Annotated in this window: 20 protein-coding genes; 13 read left to right on the forward strand and 7 right to left on the reverse strand. The window is 63.3% G+C overall.

Annotated features, from left to right (window positions below):
* The first annotated feature begins 1 nt into the window (after position 1).
* The 3 genes from M1D87_RS09440 (at position 2) to M1D87_RS09450 (ending at position 2,045) form a co-directional block, all read left to right on the forward strand.
* Positions 2 to 607, forward strand: a complete 606-nt coding sequence (locus M1D87_RS09440; protein WP_232881013.1) for an arylesterase — start codon at positions 2 to 4, stop codon at positions 605 to 607.
* 58 nt (positions 608 to 665) lie between these two features.
* Positions 666 to 956: a hypothetical protein gene (locus M1D87_RS09445; protein WP_013971899.1), complete on the forward strand. Its 291-nt coding sequence runs from the start codon at positions 666 to 668 to the stop codon at positions 954 to 956.
* Positions 957 to 1,067: 111 nt separating this feature from the next.
* Complete coding sequence (locus tag M1D87_RS09450) at positions 1,068 to 2,045, forward strand: L,D-transpeptidase family protein (RefSeq protein ID WP_003259779.1); 978 nt, start codon at positions 1,068 to 1,070, stop codon at positions 2,043 to 2,045.
* Between the two features lie 132 nt (positions 2,046 to 2,177).
* Here M1D87_RS09450 and oprI read toward each other — a convergent pair whose 3' ends face one another.
* Positions 2,178 to 2,429, reverse strand: coding sequence for an outer membrane lipoprotei OprI (oprI, locus tag M1D87_RS09455; protein WP_003259780.1), 252 nt, complete (start codon positions 2,427 to 2,429; stop codon positions 2,178 to 2,180).
* Positions 2,430 to 2,938: 509 nt separating this feature from the next.
* Between oprI and M1D87_RS09460 the strand changes: the two genes are divergently transcribed.
* The gene (locus M1D87_RS09460) at positions 2,939 to 3,220 is read left to right on the forward strand and encodes a GNAT family N-acetyltransferase (protein WP_003259781.1); all 282 of its coding nucleotides are present in this window, start codon (positions 2,939 to 2,941) and stop codon (positions 3,218 to 3,220) included.
* Positions 3,221 to 3,352: 132 nt separating this feature from the next.
* Here the strand turns inward: M1D87_RS09460 and M1D87_RS09465 are convergent, their stop codons facing one another.
* Complete coding sequence (locus M1D87_RS09465) at positions 3,353 to 4,429, reverse strand: 3-deoxy-7-phosphoheptulonate synthase (protein ID WP_013971901.1); 1,077 nt, start codon at positions 4,427 to 4,429, stop codon at positions 3,353 to 3,355.
* Between the two features lie 231 nt (positions 4,430 to 4,660).
* Between M1D87_RS09465 and M1D87_RS09470 the strand changes: the two genes are divergently transcribed.
* From M1D87_RS09470 to cysB, 3 genes are all read left to right on the forward strand, one after another.
* The gene (locus M1D87_RS09470; protein ID WP_123085842.1) at positions 4,661 to 5,608 is read left to right on the forward strand and encodes a putative 2-dehydropantoate 2-reductase; all 948 of its coding nucleotides are present in this window, start codon (positions 4,661 to 4,663) and stop codon (positions 5,606 to 5,608) included.
* A gap of 124 nt (positions 5,609 to 5,732) precedes the next feature.
* Entirely contained in the window at positions 5,733 to 6,230 is a 498-nt protein-coding gene (locus M1D87_RS09475; protein ID WP_013971903.1) for a universal stress protein, read from the forward strand.
* Between the two features lie 129 nt (positions 6,231 to 6,359).
* Positions 6,360 to 7,334: an HTH-type transcriptional regulator CysB gene (cysB, locus tag M1D87_RS09480; protein WP_013971904.1), complete on the forward strand. Its 975-nt coding sequence runs from the start codon at positions 6,360 to 6,362 to the stop codon at positions 7,332 to 7,334.
* A 141-nt stretch (positions 7,335 to 7,475) separates the two neighbouring features.
* On the opposite strand, the gene M1D87_RS09485 is transcribed toward cysB, so the two are convergent.
* The 5 genes from M1D87_RS09485 to rloA all read right to left on the reverse strand — a co-directional run bounded on the left by M1D87_RS09485 (position 7,476) and on the right by rloA (position 12,960).
* Positions 7,476 to 8,210, reverse strand: a complete 735-nt coding sequence (locus tag M1D87_RS09485; RefSeq protein WP_003259694.1) for a phosphoadenylyl-sulfate reductase — start codon at positions 8,208 to 8,210, stop codon at positions 7,476 to 7,478.
* A gap of 149 nt (positions 8,211 to 8,359) precedes the next feature.
* Positions 8,360 to 9,703 carry an aminodeoxychorismate synthase component I gene (gene pabB, locus M1D87_RS09490; RefSeq protein ID WP_123085844.1) on the reverse strand — a complete coding sequence of 448 codons (1,344 nt, stop codon included), beginning with the start codon at positions 9,701 to 9,703 and terminating at the stop codon, positions 8,360 to 8,362.
* A 199-nt stretch (positions 9,704 to 9,902) separates the two neighbouring features.
* Positions 9,903 to 10,883, reverse strand: coding sequence for an alpha-L-glutamate ligase-like protein (locus M1D87_RS09495; RefSeq protein ID WP_039614057.1), 981 nt, complete (start codon positions 10,881 to 10,883; stop codon positions 9,903 to 9,905).
* On the reverse strand, positions 10,883 to 12,418 hold the full coding sequence (rloB, locus tag M1D87_RS09500) for an osmotic stress tolerance membrane protein RloB (RefSeq protein WP_013971908.1): 1,536 nt from the start codon (positions 12,416 to 12,418) through the stop codon (positions 10,883 to 10,885). The genes M1D87_RS09495 and rloB overlap by 1 nt, the downstream gene beginning before the upstream one ends.
* A gap of 5 nt (positions 12,419 to 12,423) precedes the next feature.
* Entirely contained in the window at positions 12,424 to 12,960 is a 537-nt protein-coding gene (rloA, locus tag M1D87_RS09505; protein WP_023662146.1) for a retropepsin-like aspartic peptidase RloA, read from the reverse strand.
* Positions 12,961 to 13,289: 329 nt separating this feature from the next.
* On the opposite strand from rloA, the gene M1D87_RS09510 reads away from it, so the two are divergent.
* From M1D87_RS09510 to prpD, 6 genes are all read left to right on the forward strand, one after another.
* Complete coding sequence (locus tag M1D87_RS09510; protein WP_013971909.1) at positions 13,290 to 14,006, forward strand: GntR family transcriptional regulator; 717 nt, start codon at positions 13,290 to 13,292, stop codon at positions 14,004 to 14,006.
* Complete coding sequence (prpB, locus tag M1D87_RS09515) at positions 14,003 to 14,893, forward strand: methylisocitrate lyase (RefSeq protein ID WP_003259689.1); 891 nt, start codon at positions 14,003 to 14,005, stop codon at positions 14,891 to 14,893. The genes M1D87_RS09510 and prpB overlap by 4 nt, the downstream gene beginning before the upstream one ends.
* A gap of 184 nt (positions 14,894 to 15,077) precedes the next feature.
* The gene (prpC, locus tag M1D87_RS09520; protein WP_013971911.1) at positions 15,078 to 16,205 is read left to right on the forward strand and encodes a bifunctional 2-methylcitrate synthase/citrate synthase; all 1,128 of its coding nucleotides are present in this window, start codon (positions 15,078 to 15,080) and stop codon (positions 16,203 to 16,205) included.
* 169 nt (positions 16,206 to 16,374) lie between these two features.
* Positions 16,375 to 18,963: a Fe/S-dependent 2-methylisocitrate dehydratase AcnD gene (gene acnD, locus M1D87_RS09525; RefSeq protein ID WP_015269715.1), complete on the forward strand. Its 2,589-nt coding sequence runs from the start codon at positions 16,375 to 16,377 to the stop codon at positions 18,961 to 18,963.
* Between the two features lie 132 nt (positions 18,964 to 19,095).
* Complete coding sequence (prpF, locus tag M1D87_RS09530) at positions 19,096 to 20,286, forward strand: 2-methylaconitate cis-trans isomerase PrpF (protein ID WP_039614060.1); 1,191 nt, start codon at positions 19,096 to 19,098, stop codon at positions 20,284 to 20,286.
* A 154-nt stretch (positions 20,287 to 20,440) separates the two neighbouring features.
* On the forward strand, positions 20,441 to 21,925 hold the full coding sequence (prpD, locus tag M1D87_RS09535) for a 2-methylcitrate dehydratase (protein WP_123083661.1): 1,485 nt from the start codon (positions 20,441 to 20,443) through the stop codon (positions 21,923 to 21,925).
* The last annotated feature ends 86 nt before the right edge of the window (positions 21,926 to 22,011 follow it).

Genomic DNA, 22,011 nt, shown 5'->3' on the forward strand with positions numbered 1-22,011 from the left:
GATGCGAGTGTGGTGGTTGAGTGCCGGTCTGGCCCTGTATTGCCTGGCCCAGAGCGCGGCGGCGGGAACACTGCTGGTTGTCGGCGATAGTATCAGCGCCGGTTTTGGCCTGGATACCCGCCAGGGCTGGGTTTCCCTGTTGCAGACCCGCCTGCGGAACGAAGGTTTCGACGACAAGGTGGTCAATGCATCGATCAGCGGCGACACCAGTGCAGGTGGCCAGGCGCGGCTGCCGGCGCTGCTTGCAGCGCACAAGCCGAGCCTGGTGGTACTGGAACTGGGCGGCAACGATGGCCTGCGTGGGCAGTCGCCAGCGCAATTGCAACAAAATCTTGCCTCGATGATCGAGAGCTCGCGCAAGGCCGGTGCCAAGGTGGTGCTGCTGGGCATGCGCCTGCCACCCAATTATGGCGTGCGCTACACCACCGCCTTCGCCCAGGTGTATGAACAGCTGGCGACAGAAAAACAGGTGCCGCTGGTGCCGTTTTTCCTCGAGGGGGTAGGGGGCGTGCCTGAGTTGATGCAGGCGGATGGCATTCACCCGGCCCAGGCTGCTCAGCAGCGCCTGCTGGAAAATGCCTGGCCGGCGATAAAACCCTTGCTGTGACGCTTTAAACGGCGCCTGCTTTCGGCTAATGTTGCGCCCCCCGTTTCGAGTGCCACCGATGCCGCGCCCTGCCTGGTCCCTGTATGCCTACCAACTGATCGAGCCTGATGAGCAGCTCGACCTGTTCGCCTGCCAGGAAATCCGCGTCCACCTCGTGGCCCGCCAGCTGGAGCTGGGCGTACCGGCCGACCGCACCTTGTGCGGTGGCCTGCTGCCGGCGCAACCGCGCTGGTCGGGGGTGCCGCGCTCGATCTACCGCGACGGCCGTCTGTGCGACCTGTGCCGCGCCATCCTCGATGCCCAGCGGCGCGGCATGCGCCCGGTGTGGCCGGAGCTGCAGGGCGGCTGAACGCCGCACCTTTCATCATCTGAAACGCTTGCATGGCGCCAATGCCTCCCGCTTGCATCGGCGCGGGTGTACAATCGATTCTCTTGACCCACCTTTCGAAGGATTTACCGGATGTTGCCGCGCTTTCCTGCCGTCACCCGTAGCCTGTCCCTGGCCGCCCTGCTGGTAGCAGGCCCCGCTGCTGCGCTGGAGCTGCCACTGCCACCACCCGGTGAAGACATCATCGGCCAGGTGCATGTGATCAAGGCAAAGTACGAGGACACGTTTGCCGATATCGGCACTGCCAACGACCTCGGCTACCTGGAAATGATCGCCGCCAACCCGGGCGTGGACCCATGGCTGCCAGGTGCCGGCACCGAGATCATCCTGCCGACCCGCTACATCCTGCCGCCTGGCCCGCGTGAGGGCATCGTCATCAACCTGGCCGAATACCGTATGTACTACTTCCCGAAAGGGCAGAACGTGGTGCATACATTCCCGCTGGGCATCGGTCGTGAAGGCTGGGGTTCGCCGATCGCCAATACCAAGATCACCGCCAAGACGCCAAACCCGACCTGGACACCGCCAGCGTCCATCCGTGCCGAGCACGCGGCTGACGGCGACATCCTGCCGAGCGTGGTGCCGGCCGGCCCGGACAACCCGCTGGGGCCGTTCAAGTTCACCCTCGGCGTGCCGGGCTACCTGATCCACGGTTCGAACAAGAAGTTCGGCATTGGCATGCGTACCAGCCACGGTTGCTTCCGCATGCTCAACAACAACGTGCTGGAACTGTCGAAGATGGTGCCGGTGGGTACGCCGGTGCGCATCATCAACGAGCCCTACAAGTTCGGTATCAGTGGTGGCAAGGTCTATCTGGAGGCGCACACGCCGCTGGACGACCAGGGTAATCCGTCGGTGGTCGATAAACACACTGCTGTTATCAATGCCTTGCTCAAGCGAGAAGACCTGGCCAATAACCTACGCATGAACTGGGACATGGTGCGTGATGTGGTGGCCGCGGAAGATGGCATGCCGGTGGAAATTGCCGTACCGACCGAAAACCAGGGTGGTGCGCCAATGGTTTCGAGCATTCCGCCCGAACTGCAGTAAGGTAATTGCGACACACCCGGGCCTGCCTTAGTGCAGGCCTTTTCGTTTCTGCCTGGCGCGTTTGCCTTGTGCGCAGGCAATAAAAAAGCCGACCCACAAGTGGGTCGGCTTCATAACAATCCGTGAGGATTATTACTTGCGGCTGGCTTTGTCCAGCATACGCAGAGCGCGCTCGTTGGCTTCGTCAGCGGTCTGCTGAGCCTTCTGAGCGGCTGCCAGTGCGTCGTCAGCCTTACGGTAGGCTTCGTCAGCACGAGCTTGAGCGCGAGCTGCTGCGTCTTCAGTCGCAGTCAGACGAGCTTCGGTTTCTTTGGATACGCTGCTGCAACCGGTAGCCAGAACTGCGGCCAGAGCCAGAGCAGAGAATTTCAGAACGTTGTTCATCGTGTTCCCCTTCAAGGACTTTCTATTAAATAGCCATCTCTCGGAAAAGAGAAACTGGCCGGCGTACATAGTACCCATTACTTGTAGTAAGTAAACTGACTAAGCGCAAGAACTGCAAAAAAAATGTTGCTTGACGCCTTTCCGACAAGATTTGCGACACGCCCGTGAAAAAAACGTGCAGGCTTCGCAAGCGACTGTGGTACAGGAACTTTTTTGTTGAACTAAGGGTGACTCTAACTGTCTGCCAGCGTCTTAAGCCCTAGTACATCCGGTTGCAGCAGGGCGCGCCGTCAAGAATGGCATTTGGCCGCATTTTCGCCATTTTTAACCGCCACCACCTTGAGCAATCCCGCCTGCGACGCCTACTATCTTGTGAGTGCCAGAAGATCCGAACGATTGCAATCGTCCAGTGGTCGAAGTGGGCAACAGGTGGCGTAGAGGATTCTGTGCCGGATAAACCACCATCGGTTAAGGTATGGGTCTGCCGAGAAGACCTGCGAGGAGTAGTGATGAGCGAAGCGCTGACCATCCATCATGACCAGGCCGGTCATCAGTTCGAGACCAGCGTGGACGGTCATCGTGCCTATCTGACGTACATGGATCTGGGCAAACAGACGCTGGACATCTATCGCACCTTCGTACCCAACGCCCTGCGCGGCCGCGGGATTGCTGCCGCCCTGACCGAGCGGGCCCTGGAGTATGCTGAGCAGATGGGCTACACGGTGATTCCGTCCTGCTCGTACGTGGAACGCTACATGGAGCGCCAGCAGCGGCATTCGAGCAAGGTCTGATTCTGTAAAAAAAGCGGGGCCGCTTCGCGCCCATTCGCGGCACAAGGCCGCTCCTACAGGAAATCGCATAACCCTGTAGGAGCGGCCTTGTGCCGCGAATGGGGCGCGAAGCGGCCCCGCTCTTTTATTGCATCAGCCGCGCTTACGCTGCGGCAGCACATCCTTAAGCTTGGCACGCATGCTGCGCAGGGTCTTCTCGGTAGCCGACCAGTCGATGCAGGCATCGGTAATCGAAACGCCATACTGCAGCTCGTCCAGGTTCTTCGGAATCGACTGGCAGCCCCAGTTCAGGTGGCTCTCGACCATCAGGCCGATGATCGACTGGTTGCCTTCGAGGATCTGGTTGGCGACGTTCTCCATCACCAGTGGTTGCAGGGCCGGGTCCTTGTTGGAGTTGGCGTGGCTGCAGTCGACCATGATATTGGCCTTGATCTTGGCCTTGGCCAGGTCCTGTTCGCAGAGGGCGACGCTGACCGAGTCGTAGTTCGGCTTGCCGTTGCCGCCGCGCAGTACCACGTGGCCGTACGGGTTGCCCTTGGTGGTGACGATCGACACGCCGCCTTCCTGGTTGATGCCGAGGAAGCGGTGTGGCTTGGATACCGACTGCAGGGCGTTGATGGCAACGGTCAGGCCGCCGTCTGTGCCGTTCTTGAAACCGACTGCCGAGGAGAGGCCCGAAGCCATCTCGCGGTGGGTCTGCGATTCGGTGGTACGGGCGCCGATGGCCGACCAGCTGATCAGGTCCTGCAGGTACTGCGGAGAAATCGGATCGAGCGCTTCGGTGGCGGTCGGCAGGCCCATTTCGGCCAGGTCCAGCAGCAGCTTGCGGCCGATGTGCAGGCCATCCTGGATCTTGAACGAGTCATCCAGGTACGGGTCGTTGATCAGGCCTTTCCAGCCGACGGTGGTACGCGGTTTTTCGAAATACACGCGCATGACCAGATACAGCGTGTCGGACACTTCCTCGGCCAGCACTTTCAGGCGCTCGGCGTACTCGTGGGCGGCCTTGATGTCGTGGATCGAGCAAGGGCCGACCACGACGAACAGGCGATGGTCCTTGCCGTCGAGAATATTTCGCACCACTTCACGGCCGGCAGTCACGGTCTGCAGGGCCTTGGCGCTGAGGGGGATTTCCTTCTTGAGCTGATCGGGTGTGATCAGGGTCTCGTTGGAGGCAACGTTCAAGTCATCGATCGGTAAATCAGCCATCGTGTTACTCGTCAGGTCACGGGTGCCGGCCGCCAACTATCCCCGTGCGGCCCAGCAGCAAGAATAATCGCAGCGGGGAGCCGAACCTTAGCGCGTTACAGGTGGCGCGACAATGGGCTGGGCCCAGTCCGTGTGGGGTTTTTCCGAGATGGCAGGTGTTTGCCGAGCGTGGGCTGCCCAGCGCCGCGCAACCTGTGTAAAAAGAGGGCTGACTTTTACCAGGAGATCGGCATGCATCCGCACACACCACGTATCGGCATCATCGGCAGTGGCGCCATCGGCGGCTTCTATGGGTTGATGCTGGCCCGGGCCGGCTTCGATGTGCATTTTCTTTTGCGCAGCGAGTACGAGGTTGTCCGCGAGCAGGGGTTGACCCTGGAAAGTGCCGAGCATGGCAAACTGCAGATAAAGGTGCAGGCCTATTCCAGTGCCGCCGGCATGCCGCCCTGCGACTGGCTGCTGGTGGGGGCCAAGGCCACCAGCAATGACCAGTTGGCGCCGCTGATCGTGCAGGCGGCCGCACCGGGCGCCAAGGTGGTGCTGCTGCAGAACGGCCTGGGCGTGGAGGAGCAGTTGCGCCCGGCCTTGCGCAGCGACATGCACCTGCTCGGCGGCCTGTGTTTCATCTGCGTCAACCGCCAGGCGCCCGGCGTGATCCGCCACCAGGCCCTGGGCGCGGTCAACCTTGGCTACCACAGCGGGCCGGCAAACGATGGCGGTGCCGCGCTGGTCAATGAAGGTGCTGAGCTGTTCCGGGCTGCGGGCATCGACTCGCAGGCCATGCCCGACCTGGCCCAGGCACGCTGGCAGAAGCTGGTATGGAATGTACCCTATAACGGCCTGTCGGTGCTGCTCGGAGCCAGCACCACGCCGTTGATGGCCGACAGTAATGGCCGTGCCCTGATCCAGGCCTTGATGGCGGAGGTAGTACAAGGCGCGGCGGCATGTGGCCATGTGTTGCCCAAGGGGTATGCCGAGCACCTGTTCCAGGTGACCGAGCGCATGCCCGACTACTGGCCCAGCATGTACCACGACCATGTCCACAAGCGCCCGCTGGAGCTGCAGGCCATCTATGGCGAGCCGTTGGCGCGGGCGCGTGCGGCAGGCTGCCGCTTGCCGCGCATGGAGATGCTGTATCAGGCGCTGGCTTTCATCGACCGGGGCGAACAGCCCCGCTGAGGGTGGCTCTGGCCCCGTCGGGGCGCTCCAGCCCGCATCGGCAGCGCGCCGGACGGCAAAGCGTGCGTCCGGCGCGCTGCTAAGCTGAAGCTTGCTCTGCCGCAGCGGCAGTCGAGGAGGTCGAATGATCCACTCCATGCTGTATGCCACCGACCTCGGTGTCTACGCCCCTTTTGTCATGCAACACGCGCTGGCGCTGGCGCGCACATTTGGCGCCGAGTTGTATGTGATCCATGCGGTGGAGCCCATGGGCCAGTTCGCTGAATCTCTCCTGCAGAGCTACCTCGATGAACAGACGCTCGACCAGTTGCACAGCCAGGGGGTGAATACGGTGATGGCCAATATCGAGCAGCGTGTGCTGGAAAACTTTCGCGACGAACTTGGCGAGGAGGCTGACCTGGCAGTGATCAAGGCAGTGCGGGTACGCCAGGGCGACCCAGCGCAGGTGATCCTCGACCAGGCACAGCGGCTGAGCGTCGATCTGCTGATTTTCGGTAGCCACAGTACCGGCGCCGGCGTGGATGTTCCATTGGGGCGCACGGCGGTACGGCTGCTGCAGCTGTCGCCGGTACCGGTATACATGGTGCCGCTGGCGCAGCATTTGGGGCGTAGGAAAGCATGAAGATGGCCGTAGGCCATTTCGGGGTGGTATGTAACAAAATAGTTCTAGATTTATTTCCAGAACCACTAATATAGTTATATATCGTCGCCGCCTGCTGCCGCGGACTCATCGCTGAACCGAGGGAAACCTATGAAGCTTCAACAACTGCGCTACATCTGGGAAGTGGCGCACCATGACCTCAACGTCTCCGCGACGGCGCAGAGCCTGTATACCTCCCAGCCAGGTATCAGCAAGCAGATCCGCCTGCTCGAGGATGAGCTGGGTGTTGAAGTCTTTGCCCGCAGCGGCAAGCACCTGACCCGCGTTACCCCGGCGGGTGAGCGCATCATCAATACCGCCGGCGAAATCCTGCGCAAGGTCGAAAGCATCAAGCAGATTGCCCAGGAGTTCTCCAACGAGAAAAAAGGCACGCTGTCCATCGCCACCACCCACACCCAGGCGCGTTATGCCTTGCCGCCGGTGATCAGCAATTTCATCAAGCAGTACCCGGAAGTCTCCTTGCACATGCACCAGGGTTCGCCCATGCAGATTGCCGAAATGGCCGCGGACGGTACGGTGGACTTCGCCATCGCCACCGAGGCACTGGAGCTGTTCGGCGACCTGATCATGATGCCGTGCTACAAGTGGAACCGCTGCGTGGTGGTGCCGCAGGGCCATCCGTTGACCAAGCTGCCAAAGCTTACCCTGGAAGCGGTCGCCGAATACCCGATCGTTACCTACGTGTTCGGTTTCACCGGGCGTTCGAAGCTGGACGAAGCGTTCAACCACCGCGGCCTCACGCCGAAAGTGGTCTTTACCGCCGCTGACGCCGACGTGATCAAAACTTATGTGCGCCTGGGGCTGGGCGTGGGGATCGTCGCCAAGATGGCGGTGGACACCAAACTCGACAGCGACCTGGTGGCCCTGGATGCCAGCGAGCTGTTCGAAGCCAGCATTACCAAGATCGGCTTCCGCCGCGGCACTTTCCTGCGTGGCTTCATGTGCGACTTCATTGAAAAGTTCGCCCCGCACCTGACCCGTGAAGTGATGGCCAAGGCCATTCAGTGCCATAACAAACAGGAGCTGGAAGACCTGTTCGAAGGCGTCGAGCTGCCGGTGCACTGATCCGGAATTGCAGGGGCCTCACGGCCCCTGTGGGAGCGGGTTTACCCGCGAAGACGGCGACGCGGTGTATGGCACCGGCTTCGCCGGTGTTCGCGGCGGTTCGACGCCTCGATGAACCCGCTCCCACAACGGCCCAGCTGTTTATGCCTTGCTTATCAGGTTGCCCGCGTGCAGCCCGCATTCCTTCTGTGTCGACTCTTCCCACCACCAGCGCCCTTCGCGCTCATGCTGGTTTGGCAGCACCGGGCGGGTGCAGGGCTCGCAGCCGATGCTGATGAAGCCGCGCTCGTGCAGGCTGTTGTACGGCAGCTCCAGCATGCGGATATAACCCCACACCTCCTCGCTGGTCATCTGCGCCAGTGGGTTGAACTTGTACAGGGTGCGTTCGGGCGTGGAGAACGCGCTGTCGATTTCCACTGCAGCCACCTGGCTGCGGGTACCCGGGCTCTGGTCGCGGCGCTGGCCGGTGGCCCAGGCGCTAACCGTGGCCAGCTTGCGGCGCAGCGGCTCGATCTTGCGGATGCCGCAGCACTCGCCGTGGCCGTCCTTGTAGAAGCTGAACAGGCCCTTTTCCTTGACGAACGGGTCGAGCTTGGCGCGGTCGGGGCTGAGGATTTCGATTGGCAGGTCGTACTGCTCGCGGACCTGGTCGATGAACCGGTAAGTCTCCGGGTGCAGGCGGCCGGTATCGAGGCTGAACACCTTGACCTGCTTGTTCAGCTTCCAGGCCATGTCCACCAGCACCACGTCCTCGGCGCCGCTGAAGGAGATCCACAGGTCATCACCGAAGTGCTCGAAGGCAAGCTTGAGAATGTCCTGCGGGGACTTGTTGGCATAGGTCGCGGCCAGGGCGGCGACGTCGAAGGGTTGGCTCATCAGGCGGTTTCCATCTTGGCTGTGGCGCTGTGCGCTCGTAGTGAGGTGATGGTAACAAAAAATGCCGGGTTAGGCGGGCTTGGAGTCGGTGGCGCCTGCTCCCACAGGTACAGCGCACATCTGCCAGTTGTGGGAGCGGGCGCCGCCGATCACAAGCCTTGCAGGGTCTCCATCAACACCCTCACCTTGGCAATCGACTCTTCATATTCGGCCTGCCACTCGGAGTCGGCCACCACCGCGCCGCCGCCCCAGCAACTGACCTGCCCACCCTTGACCAGCAGGCTGCGAATGGCAATCGAGCTGTCCATCTCGCCGCGCACATCCACATAGAGCAGTGAGCCGCAGTACAGCGCCCGGCGTGCCGGCTCCAGTTCATCGATGATCTGCATGGCGCGGATCTTCGGGGCGCCGGTGATCGAACCGCCGGGGAAGCTATCGCCGATCAGGTCCAGGGCGTCCTTGTCGCTGGCCAACTGGCCGGTGATGCTGCTGACCAAGTGGTGCACGTTGGGGTAGCTCTCCAGGCTGAACAGCTCCGGCACCTTCACCGAGCCGATCTCGCAGGTACGCCCCAGATCGTTGCGCAGCAGGTCGACGATCATCAAATTTTCCGAGCGATCCTTGGGGCTGTGCAGCAGCTCCTCGGCATTGCGCATGTCTTCTGTCGGGTTGCTGGCGCGCGGGCGGGTGCCCTTGATCGGCCGGGTTTCCACCTGGCGCTGGCTGACGCGGATGAAGCGTTCGGGCGAGAAGCTCAGCAGGGCGCTGCCGTCGGCCAGTTGCTGGTAGCCGGAGAAGGGGGTGGGGCACGCTTTGCGCAGGGCCTGATAAGCGTGCCACGGGTCGCCCTGGCAGGGCGCGCGGAAGCGCTGGGTAAGGTTGATCTGGTAGCAGTCGCCGGCCTGGATGTAGCGCTGCACCTGGTCAAAGGCGGCCTTGTACTGCTCGGGCTGCAGGTCGCCGGTCATCGGCGCGAGTAGCTGGAAGCTGCCATTTTGCGCGTTGTCGACACCTTCGAACAGGGCGATCAGGCGTTCCCGTTCGCTGCTCGGCAGGCTCGGGTGGAACACCAGTTGGCTGGTCGCGCACTGGTGGTCGGTCACCAGCGCCCAGGCATACAGGCCCAGTTGCGCGTCCGGCAGGCCAAGGTCGTCCACGGCCAGGCTGGGCAGGTGTTCCAGGCGGCGGCCGAAGTCATAGCTCAGGTAGCCGATCAGGCCGCCGGCAAACGGCAGCTCGCTGCCTGCGGGCAACTGCGCATGGCCCAGTCGTGCCAGGCCGGCGCGCAGGCGCTGGAGGAAGGTGCGGCCATCTTCGTCGGGCTGCGCTTGCAGGTGTTGCAGCGGCCAGGCGCTGAGCAGGTCGAAGCGCCCGCGTTCGGCGCCGGGTCGGGCGCTATCCAGCAGGATGGCACCGGGGGCCTGGCGCAGGCGGGCGAAATAGGCGGCAGGGTCGGGCTGGTAGGGCAGGGGGTGGAGCGTACAGGTCGGCATCAGTGTGGACGGCGATGTAAAAGCGAGGAGGGCGATTGTAGACCTGTGCAGGAAATGCGCCTAGCTTTGTGGCGACATTCAAGCACTGGGTTTCGCCCTTGGGGCCCTATCGCGACACAAGGCCGCTCCTACAGGAGATCGCGTGACCCTGTAGGAGCGGCCTTGTGTCGCGATGGGCTGCGCAGCAGCCCCGGCGATTTCAGCGCGGATGCACGTGCCCGAACAAGCCTTGCGATACCCGCACGCGCTGTTCGGCATCTTCGCTGATGCCATCCTTGGCCAGCGCTTCCAGGTGCGCCTCGATGGCGTGGGTGCGCTGGGTCAGGCCGCAGTCGTTGGCGATCTGGATGTTCAGGCCGGGGCGGGCGTTGAGCTCGAGAATCAGCGGCCCCTTGTCCTGGTCCAGCACCATGTCGACACCGATGTAGCCCAGGCCACACAGCTCGTAGCAGCCGGCGGCCAGCTTCATGAAGCCATCCCAGTTCGGCAGTTGCACGCCATCCACCGCGTTGGTGGTGTCCGGGTGCTTGCTGATGATGTTGTTCAGCCAGGTGCCGCGCAAGGTCACGCCGGTGGCCAGGTCGACACCCACGCCGATGGCGCCCTGGTGCAGGTTGGCCTTGCCGCCGGACTGGCGGGTCGGCAGGCGCAGCATGGCCATCACCGGGTAGCCCATCAGCACGATGATGCGGATGTCCGGCACGCCTTCGTAGCTGATGCTCTTGAAGATCTGGTCGGGGGTGACCCGGTACTCGATCAGTGCGCGGTCGCGGTGGCCGCCCAGCGAGTACAGGCCGGTGAGGATGCTCGAGATCTGGTGTTCGATCTCCTCGTGGCTGATGATCTTGCCCGATACCGTGCGGTAACGGTCCTCGAAGCGGTCGGCGATCACCAGGATGCCGTCACCGCCAGCGCCCTGCGCCGGCTTGATGACGAAATCGTTGCGCCCGCCGATGATCTGGTGGAGCTTCTCGATCTCTTTCTCGGTCTCGATGATGCCGTACATTTCCGGCACATGGATGCCGGCCGCCAGGGCGCGCTCCTTGGTGATGATCTTGTCGTCGACGATCGGGTACAGGTGGCGCTTGTTGTACTTCAGCACGTAGTCCGCGTTGCGCCGGTTGATACCCATGATGCCCCGGGCCTCCAGGGCTTTCCACGTCTTGATCAGGCCAAACATCAGGCGTCAGCCTTCTTCAGGAATGCCTTGAAGCGCACGAGCTCGGTCAGGCGGTAGCCGCGGTAGCGACCCATTGCCAGCATGAAGCCCACCAGGATCAACAGCACGGCCGGGAAGGTGAACACGAAGTACACCAGCTCCGGCACCATCATCAACAGGTGCGCCAGGGAAGCGGCGAACAGGGTGCCGATGGCCACTTTCATGGCATGACCGCCGCCACGCTCTTCCCAGGTGATGGACAGGCGCTCGATGGTCATGGTCAGGATCACCATCGGGAACAGCGCTACCGACAGCCCGCGCTCCAGGCCCAGCTTGTGGCTGAACAGGCTGATGGCGGCAATCAGCACCACGACGAAGGTCAGTACCACCGACAGGCGTGGCAGCATCTGCAGCTTCAGGTGTTCCAGGTACGAGCGCAGCGACAGGCCCAGGGCGGTGATTACCGTGAACAGCACGATACCGAAGCCCAGCTGGGTTTCGCGGAAGGCCAAGGCGATCAGTACCGGGGTGAAGGTGCCCAGGGTCTGCAGGCCGACCAGGTTGCGCAGCACCAGGATCACCAGCACGCCGATCGGGATCATCACCATGATCATGAAGGTTTGCTGGGTCTGCAGCGGCAGGCCGTACAGCGAATATTCGAGGAAATCGGCGTCGGTATTCTCGTCGGTCAGCTTGGCCAGGCGGATGGCGTTCATCTCGCTGTTGTTCATGCTGAAGGTAACGTTGGCCTTCTTGCCGCCATCGACGGTGATCAGGTTGTCGTCACCGGTCCACCACAGCAGGCGATCGCTGGGCAGGCCCTGCTCGCCGGTGTCGGGGTTGAAGTACAGCCAGTCGGTACCGTTGAAGCTGCGCAGCCACAGTTCCGGGGTTTGCGGGGTGTCGGCCACCAGGCGGATGGTGTGCACCTTCTCCATCGGTACGTGGGCGATCGACAGCAGCAGGTCGATGACCTGGGCCTTCTTCATGGCCGAGGTGTCGCCGGCCAGCAGCAGCTTGACGTTGTCGTCGTTGAGGTTGTTGACCCGCTTGATGGTCTCGCTGACGAAGGTCTCGACGTCAGCCGAGTGCTGGCGGATCGGCGCCATCAGGGCCTCGGCGGCGATCTTCTCGGGGCCTTCCACTGCCAGGCTGTCACGGAAGGTCGGGCCTTTGACCGTGGTCTTCTCGTTGCTGTAGCGCTTGGTCAGCACCAGGCGGTAGTAGAGGGTCTGGTTGCCGCTGGCGCGGCGGGCCGACCAGGTAACCTTGCGGTTGCCGTCGGCACGGTTGACGCTCACCCCATAGTTGTTGGAGATGAAGCTCTCGTTGAGGCTGACGTAGTCGCGGTTCAGCGGTGGCACGAACATCTGCACCTTGACCGGGTCCTTGGTGCTGGCCACGAACTCGACCTTGGCGTCGATATTCCACAGGTCGTCGGTTTCATCCTCGGTTACCGGGATGCCGAGTACGAAGATCTGATAAGCCGTGACCGCCACGCCCAACAGCACCAGCACGGTGATCAGGACTTTCAGATGGAGGGTAAGAGAGCGCATCGGGATTACTCTGCTTTGGGAGCGTCGGTGGCACAGGCAGGTTTGCCGGCCGCGTATTTAAGGCTTGGGTCGACCAGCGCGTCGAAGTGCTTGAGCGCCTCGGAGCCGATCAGCAGCGGGAACTGGAAGGCGCTGCGGTCGGTGAGGTTGACTTCGATGGTGCGCATGGCCTGGCCCATGCAGATTTCAAGTTCGATGACCGGGCGTGCGGTGTAGGCCTTGCCCGATTCGGCATCATAGTCGCCGGCCCGGCGCTTGATCTTGCTTACGCGTGCCAGCGGGCGTTCGATGGGGTGCGAATGGGCGGCGTCGATGGCCAGGTAGAAACGCACCCAGCTTTCGCCGTTGCGCTTGAAACGCTTGATGTCACGGGCGCTGAGCGACGCGGTCTTGGCGCCGGTGTCGAGCTTGGCGGCCACTTCCAGGTCCAGGTCGCCCAGGCGTGCATATTCGTTGAGACCGTACACGGTCTTGCCTGCGGCCTGGCCAAGGGCCGGCAGCAGGGTGAGGCAGAGCAGCAATGATGCGGGTGTAAGTCTCATATTCCTGGCGCGGTGCAGTGCAAGGTTCGGGGCTGTTTTCAAAGCCATGTTCAGAGCCGTGTTCAGGGCAAGGCGACTGGCAGCGACTGCGCAAGCTTCCTCGTTAATCTGTCAACAGCATGAATGGATGACAGACAGGCTATCCATACTCCGTCGGAGGCGCGGCATTCTATCACGCCGGCGCCTTGACGCCAGCGGTGCGCGATCTGACAGCACCGGGCTGGCATTAGTTCGTTCTTAGACGATTGTCGACAATATTGATTTTGTCTTTGACTGCTTCGGTCTAATTCGCTAATTTCTGGCAAAGAGATTTTCAAGGTGTCGACAATATGCAGGACCTATCCACCCCCAGCCCGGTACTGACAGACGAAACGGAAACCTTGTCCGAAAACGTCTTCCGGCGCATCCAGGCGGCCATCGTCAAGGGCGATATCGCCCCCGGCAGCAAGATTTCCGAGCCGGAGCTGGCGCGTACCTATGGCATCAGCCGCGGGCCGCTGCGCGAGGCCATCCACCGCCTCGAAGGCCAGCGCCTGCTGGTGCGCGTGCCGCATGTGGGGGCGCGGGTGGTGTCGCTCAATCATGCCGAACTGATCGAGCTGTACGAAATTCGCGAATCGCTGGAAGGCATGGCTTGCCGCCTGGCCGCCGAACGCATGAGCCAGGCCGACATCGACGAACTGCGCCGGGTGCTCGACACCCACGAGCGCGATGCCGCGTTCCAGGCCGGCCTGGGCTATTACCAGCAGGAAGGCGACTACGACTTTCATTACCGGATCATCCAGGGCAGCGGTAACCAGACCCTGGTCAAGATGCTCTGCGGCGAGCTTTACCAGCTGGTGCGCATGTACCGCATCCAGTTCTCCGCCACGCCCAACCGTCCGCGCCAGGCCTTTGCCGAACACCACCGCATTCTCGATGCCATCGCCGACCGTGACGGCGAGCTGGCCGAACTCCTGATGCGCCGCCACATCGGCGCATCCAAGCGCAATATCGAGCGTCACTATCTGGACGCCCACAACAACAGCCCACGAGGTGAGAAATGACTGTGAAGAGCACCCCCGGTCAGCGTTTCCGCGACGCCGTTGCCGCTGAACATCCGCTGCAGGTGGTTGGCGCCATCAATGCCAACCATGCCCTGCTGGCCAAGCGCGCCGGCTTCAAGGCCATCTACCTGTCCGGTGGCGGCGTCGCTGCCGGTTCGCTGGGCCTGCCGGACCTGGGCATCAGCGGCCTGGACGATGTACTCACCGATGTGCGCCGCATCACCGACGTGTGCGACCTGCCGCTGCTGGTGGATGTCGACACCGGTTTCGGTGCCTCTGCCTTCAACGTCGCCCGCACCGTGCGCTCGATGAGCAAGTTCGGCGCTGCCGCCATCCATATCGAGGACCAGGTTGGCGCCAAGCGCTGCGGCCACCGCCCGAACAAGGAAATCGTCAGCCAGCAGGAAATGGTCGACCGCATCAAGGCCGCAGTCGATGCCCGTACCGATGACAGCTTCGTGATCATGGCGCGTACCGACGCCCTGGCCGTCGAGGGCCTGAACGCCGCCCTGGACCGCGCCGCCGCCTGCGTCGAGGCCGGTGCCGACATGATCTTCCCGGAAGCCATCACCGAGCTGCAGATGTACAAGACCTTCGCCGACCGGGTGAAGGCACCGATCCTGGCCAACATCACCGAGTTCGGCGCCACGCCGCTGTACACCACCGAGGAGCTGGCCTCGGTCGACGTGTCGCTGGTGCTGTACCCGCTGTCGGCGTTCCGCGCCATGAACAAGGCAGCCGAGAACGTGTACACCGCGCTGCGCCGCGACGGCACGCAGAAGAACGTGATCGACACCATGCAGACCCGCATGGAGCTCTACGATGCCATTGGTTACCACGCCTTCGAGCAGAGCCTCGATGCGCTGTTTGCCCAGAAGAAGGGCTGAAGGTCAAAGATTTGCGTTGGAGCGGCTGGCCTCTTCGCGGGTGAACCCGCTCCCACAGGGACCCCACAGGCATAGAGTGCCACACCGTCCCTGTAGGAGCGGGCTTGCCCGCGAAGAGGCCGGCACACGCAAAACTGACTAGCCAGCTAGATTTCCATAACAAGTTCAAGAAAGGAGAAACACCATGGCCGAAGCAAAAGTACTCAGTGGCGCAGGCCTGCGCGGCCAGGTGGCCGGCCAGACCGCGCTGTCGACCGTGGGCCAGGCCGGTGCCGGGCTGACCTACCGCGGTTACGATGTGCGTGACCTGGCTGCCGGTGCCGAATTCGAGGAAGTCGCCTACCTGCTGCTGTATGGCGAGCTGCCGAGCAAAGCCGAACTGGCCGACTACAAGCGCAAGCTCAAGGGGCTGCGCGACCTGCCGCAAGCCCTGAAGGAAGTGCTCGAGCGCATCCCGCGTGACGCCCACCCGATGGACGTGATGCGCACAGGTTGCTCGGTGCTGGGTACCCTGGAGCCCGAACTGACCTTCGAGGCCCAGCGTGACAAGACCGACCGCCTGCTGGCGCTGTTCCCGGCGGTGATGTGCTACTGGTACCGCTTCACCCACGACGGCGTGCGTATCGACTGCACCAGCGACGAAGACACCCTCGGTGGTCACTTCCTGCACCTGCTGCACGGCAAGAAGCCGAGCGAGCTGCACGTCAAGGTCATGAACGTGTCGCTGATCCTCTACGCCGAGCACGAGTTCAACGCCTCGACCTTCACCGCCCGCGTCTGTGCCTCGACCCTCTCCGACCTGTACTCCTGCGTAACCGCTGCCATTGGTTCGCTGCGCGGCCCGCTGCATGGCGGTGCCAACGAGGCGGCGATGGAGCTGATCGAGCGCTTCCAGAGCCCGCAGGAAGCCACTGCCGAGCTGCTGCGCATGCTCGAGCGCAAGGACAAGATCATGGGCTTTGGCCATGCCATCTACAAAGAGTCCGACCCGCGCAACGAGGTGATCAAGGGCTGGTCGAAACAGCTCGCCGACGAAGTGGGTGACAAGGTGCTGTACCCGGTTTCCGAAGCCATCGACAAGACCATGTGGGAGCAGAAGCGCCTGTTCCCCAACGCCGACTTCTACCATGCCTCGGCGTACCACTTCATGGGCATCCCGACCAAGCTGTTCACCCCGATCTTCGTCTGCTCGCGCCTGACCGGCTGGGCGGCGCACGTCTTCGAACAGCGTGCCAACAACCGCATCATCCGCCCGAGCGCCGAGTATGTCGGCGTCGAGCAGCGCCAGTTCGTGCCGATCGAGCAGCGCTGAGTCATAGATCGCTGGGGCTGCTGCGCAGCCCTTTCGCGACACAAGGCCGCTCCCACAGGGACGGCGCAGTACCTGTGGGAGCGGCCTTGTGTCGCGAAAGGGGCGCGTAGCGCCCCCAAGGCCTGAGCCGCACCTGCCCCCGAATACCGTGACCGAGCCTGATAACGATATGAACACTGCATTCCGCAAGCACCTGCCAGGCACCGACCTGGACTACTTCGATGCCCGCGCGGCGGTCGAGGCCATCAAGCCCGGCGCCTACGATGGCCTGCCTTACACCTCTCGCGTACTCGCCGAGAACCTGGTGCGCCGCTGCGACCCGGCTACCCTCGACGCCTCGCTGGGCCAGCTGATCGAGCGCAAGCGCGACCTCGACTTCCCGTGGTTCCCGGCCCGCGTGGTGTGCCACGACATTCTCGGCCAGACTGCACTGGTCGACCTCGCCGGCCTGCGTGACGCCATTGCCGACAAAGGCGGCGACCCGGCCCAGGTCAACCCTGTGGTGCCGGTGCAGCTGATCGTCGACCACTCGCTGGCCGTCGAGTGCGGTGGTTTCGACCCGCAGGCCTTCGAAAAGAACCGCGCCATCGAAGACCGCCGCAACGAAGACCGCTTCCATTTCATCAACTGGACCAAGAAGGCGTTCAAGAACGTCGACGTGATCCAGCCGGGCAACGGCATCATGCACCAGATCAACCTGGAGAAGATGTCGCCTGTGATCCACAACGACCGTGGCGTGGCCTACCCGGACACCTGCGTCGGCACCGACAGCCACACCCCGCATGTCGACGCCCTGGGCGTGATCGCCATTGGCGTGGGTGGCCTGGAAGCCGAGAACGTGATGCTCGGCCGTGCCTCGTGGATGCGCCTGCCGGAAATCGTCGGCGTCGAGCTGACCGGCAAGCTGGCGCCGAACATCACCGCCACCGACCTGGTGCTGGCCCTGACCGAATTCCTGCGCAAGCAGAAAGTCGTCGGCGCCTACCTGGAGTTCCACGGCGAGGGTGCACGTGCCCTGACCCTGGGCGACCGCGCCACCATCTCCAACATGGCCCCGGAGTATGGCGCCACTGCGGCGATGTTCGCCATCGACCAGCAGACCATCGACTACCTGCGCCTGACCGGCCGCGAAGAGCAACAGGTCAAACTGGTGGAAACCTATGCCAAGGCCACCGGCCTGTGGGCCGACAGCCTGGGCGGCGCAGTCTACGAGCGCACCCTGAGCTTCGACCTGTCGAGCGTGGTGCGCAACATGGCTGGCCCGTCCAACCCGCATGCCCGCGTCGCCACCAGCGACCTGGCGGCCAAAGGCATCGCCGGCAGCTGGGAAGAAGTGCCAGGGCAGATGCCAGATGGCGCGGTGATCATTGCTGCCATCACCAGCTGCACCAACACCAGCAACCCGCGCAACGTGATTGCCGCAGGCCTGCTGGCGCGCAATGCCAACAAACTGGGGCTGGCCCGCAAGCCGTGGGTCAAGTCGTCGCTGGCGCCTGGTTCCAAGGCCGTGCAGCTGTACCTGGAAGAAGCCGGGCTGGAGAAGGAGCTGGAACAGCTCGGCTTTGGTATCGTCGCCTTCGCCTGCACCACCTGCAACGGCATGTCCGGCGCCCTGGACCCGGTGATCCAGCAAGAAATCATCGACCGTGACCTGTACGCCACCGCCGTGCTGTCGGGCAACCGCAACTTCGACGGGCGCATCCACCCGTATGCCAAGCAGGCGTTCCTCGCTTCGCCGCCACTGGTGGTGGCCTACGCCATCGCCGGTACCATCCGCTTCGACATCGAGAAGGATGTGCTGGGCGTGGTCGATGGCAAGGAAATCCGCCTCAAGGATATCTGGCCCAGCGACGAAGAAATCGACGCCGTGGTACGTGCCGCGGTCAAGCCGGAGCAGTTCCGCAAGGTGTACATCCCGATGTTCGCCATCGAGGAAGACCGTGGGCCGAAGGTGGCGCCGCTGTACGACTGGCGCCCGATGAGCACCTACATCCGCCGCCCGCCGTACTGGGAAGGTGCCTTGGCCGGTGAACGGACCCTGCGCGGCATGCGCCCGCTGGCAGTGCTGCCGGACAACATCACCACCGACCACCTGTCGCCGTCCAACGCCATCATGCTCGACAGCGCAGCCGGCGAGTACCTGGCGAAGATGGGCCTGCCGGAGGAGGACTTCAACTCTTACGCTACCCACCGTGGCGACCACCTGACCGCCCAGCGCGCTACCTTTGCCAACCCCAAGCTGTTCAACGAAATGGTGCGCAAGGAAGACGGCAGCGTGAAGCAGGGCTCGCTGGCGCGTATCGAGCCGGAAGGCAAGGTCACCCGCATGTGGGAGGCGATCGAGACCTACATGGAGCGCAAGCAGCCACTGATCATCGTCGCCGGTGCCGACTACGGCCAGGGTTCGTCCCGTGACTGGGCGGCCAAGGGTGTGCGCCTGGCCGGTGTCGAGGCGATCGTCGCCGAAGGCTTCGAGCGTATTCACCGTACCAACCTGGTGGGCATGGGCGTGCTGCCGCTGGAGTTCAAGCCGGGCACCGACCGCAAGACCCTCGGCCTGGATGGCAGCGAGACCTATGACGTGCTGGGCGCGCGTACGCCGCGGGCGACGCTGACCCTGGTGGTTACCCGCGCCAACGGCGAGCGCCTGGAGGTGCCGGTGACCTGCCGCCTGGACACCGCCGAGGAAGTGTCGATCTACGAGGCCGGCGGGGTGCTGCAACGCTTCGCCCAGGACTTCCTCGAAGCGACCGCCTAATCAAGAGCAGCGCGGTCCTCTGTGGGAGCGGGTTTACCCGCGAATGCGTCAGCAGATACAACATTGTTTTCTGATCGGACGCTTTCGCGGGTGAACCCGCACCCACAGGGGTGCGCAAGACAGGAATTGAACATGGCTCATGTACCGCAAGTAAAAATCCCCGCCACCTACATCCGTGGCGGCACCAGCAAAGGCGTGTTCTTCCGCCTGCAAGACCTGCCCGAGCAGGCGCAGATCCCCGGCCCGGCCCGCGACGCACTGCTGCTGCGGGTGATCGGCAGCCCCGACCCTTACGGCAAGCAGATCGACGGCATGGGCGGTGCCACTTCGAGCACCAGCAAGACCGTGATTCTGTCGCAGAGCATCAAGCCTGAGCACGACGTCGACTATCTGTTCGGCCAGGTCAGCATCGACAAGGCCTTCGTCGACTGGAGCGGTAACTGCGGCAACCTCTCCGCCGCGGTCGGTTCGTTCGCCATCAGCAGCGGCCTGGTCGACCCGGCACGCATTCCGCGCAATGGCATCGCCACCGTGCGCATCTGGCAGGCCAACATCGGCAAGACCATCATCGCCCATGTGCCGATCACCGAAGGTGAAGTTCAGGAAACCGGCGACTTCGAGCTGGACGGGGTGACCTTCCCGGCTGCCGAGGTGCAGCTGGAGTTCCTCGACCCGGCGGCCGACGAAGATGGCGACGGCGGGGCGATGTTCCCCACCGGCAACCTGGTCGATGACCTCGAGGTGCCGGGTGTCGGTACGTTCAAGGCGACCCTGATCAATGCCGGCATCCCGACCATCTTCGTCAATGCGGCGGATATCGGCTACACCGGCACCGAACTGCAGGACGCCATCAACGGCGACCCGCAGGCGCTGCTGCGCTTCGAGACGATTCGCGCCCATGGTGCCGTGCGAATGGGCCTGATCGACAACGTCGACCAGGCTGCCGGGCGTCAGCACACGCCGAAAGTGGCTTTCGTCGCGCCGCCGAGCACCTACACTGCGTCCAGTGGCAAAGCGGTGCAGTCAGGTGATATCGACCTGCTGGTACGGGCCTTGTCGATGGGCAAGCTGCACCATGCAATGATGGGGACGGCCGCGGTGGCCATCGGTACCGCGGCGGCCATTCCGGGCACGCTGGTCAACCTCGCCGCAGGCGGGGGCGAGCGCAGCGCCGTGCGTTTCGGCCACCCCTCGGGCACCCTGCGGGTGGGGGCCGAGGCGCGCCAGGTGAATGGTGAATGGACAGTGACCAAGGCAATCATGAGCCGCAGTGCTCGCGTGCTGATGGAGGGCTGGGTTCGCGTGCCTGGCGATAGCTTCTAACGCACCACTGGCGCTCGGCTTTAGTGAGTTGGGGCCGCTTTGCGCCCCTTCGCGGGCAAGCCCGCTCCTACACGGTTTGCGCGGTACCTGTAGGAGCGGCCTTGTGTCGCGAAGGGCTGCAAAGCAGCCCCGGCAATTCTGAAGGGAGCTGGATATGAGCGCCAACGTAGACCTCAACGCCCGCCCGGACTACGACCGGGTGCTGCAAACCCTCGCCGATTACGCCCTCACGTATCGGGTCGAATCCGTCGAAGCCCTGGATACCGCGCGCAACTGCCTGATGGATACCCTCGGCTGCGGCCTCCTGGCCCTGCGCTTCCCCGAATGCACCAAGTTGCTAGGCCCCCAGGTGGAAGGCACCCTGGTGCCCAATGGCGCCCGCGTGCCCGGCACCGCCTACCGCCTCGACCCGGTCAAGGCTGCCTGGGACATCGGCTGCACGGTGCGCTGGCTGGACTACAACGATACCTGGCTGGCCGCCGAATGGGCCCACCCGTCGGACAACCTCGGCGGCATACTGGCTGTTGCCGATCACCTGTCGCAAAAGTACGTGGCCGCAGGTGAAGCACCGCTGCTGATGCGCGATGTGCTCGAAGCCATGGTCATGGCTCACGAGATCCAGGGCGTGTTGGCGCTGGAAAACGCCTTCAACCGCGTTGGCCTCGACCATGTGATTCTGGTCAAGGTAGCCTCCACCGCCGTGTGCGCCAGGCTGATGGGGGCCAACCGTGAGCAGATGCTGAGCGCCTTGTCCCACGCGTTCGTCGATGGCCAGGCGCTGCGTACCTACCGCCATGCGCCCAACGCTGGTTCGCGCAAGTCGTGGGCCGCCGGGGATGCTTCCAGCCGTGGCGTGCGCCTGGCCGACATTGCCCTGCGTGGCGAGATGGGCGTGCCTGGCGTGCTCACCGCGCCGCAGTGGGGCTTCTACGATGTGCTGTTCAGCCACACCAACAAGGACCTGGCGCTCAAGCCGTCCGAGCAGCAAGAGCTGCGCCTGCCGCAAGCCCTTGGTAGCTACGTGATGGAAAACGTGCTGTTCAAGGTCAGTTTCCCTGCCGAGTTCCACGCCCAGACCGCCTGTGAGGCTGCGGTAACATTGCATCCGCTGGTACGTAACCGCCTGCACGAGATCGACCGTATCGTCATTACCACTCAGGAGTCGGCGATCCGCATCATTTCCAAGAGCGGCTCGCTGGCCAATGCCGCCGACCGCGACCACTGCCTGCAGTACATGGTGGCAGTGCCACTGATTTTCGGGCATCTGGTGGCCGAGCATTACGAAGACGCCTTCCATGCCAACCACCCAAGCATCGACCGCCTGCGCGAAAAGATGGAGGTGGTGGAAGACCCGCGCTTCAGCCGTGAGTACCTGGAGCCGGACAAGCGCTCGATCGCCAATGCGCTGCAAGTGTTCTTCAAGGATGGCAGCAGTACCGAGCAGGTGGTGGTGGAATACCCGATCGGGCATCGCCGGCGGCGAGGGGAGGGCATACCGTTGCTGGAGGCCAAGTTCAGGGACAACCTGGCGACGCGCTTTGCGCGGCAGCGGTGTGGGGAGATCGTGGATGTGTGCAAGGACCAGCAGAAGCTGGAGCAGATGGCGGTGCACAGGTTTGTCGACCTGTTCGTGATCTGAGTCGGCCTGCACAGCGCTCAAGGCCTGTGCAACCCCTGTAGGAGCAGCCTTGCGCTGCGAAGAGGCCATTAAAGCTCAGGAGAGTC

The organism is Pseudomonas sp. SA233 (assembly GCF_054792385.1).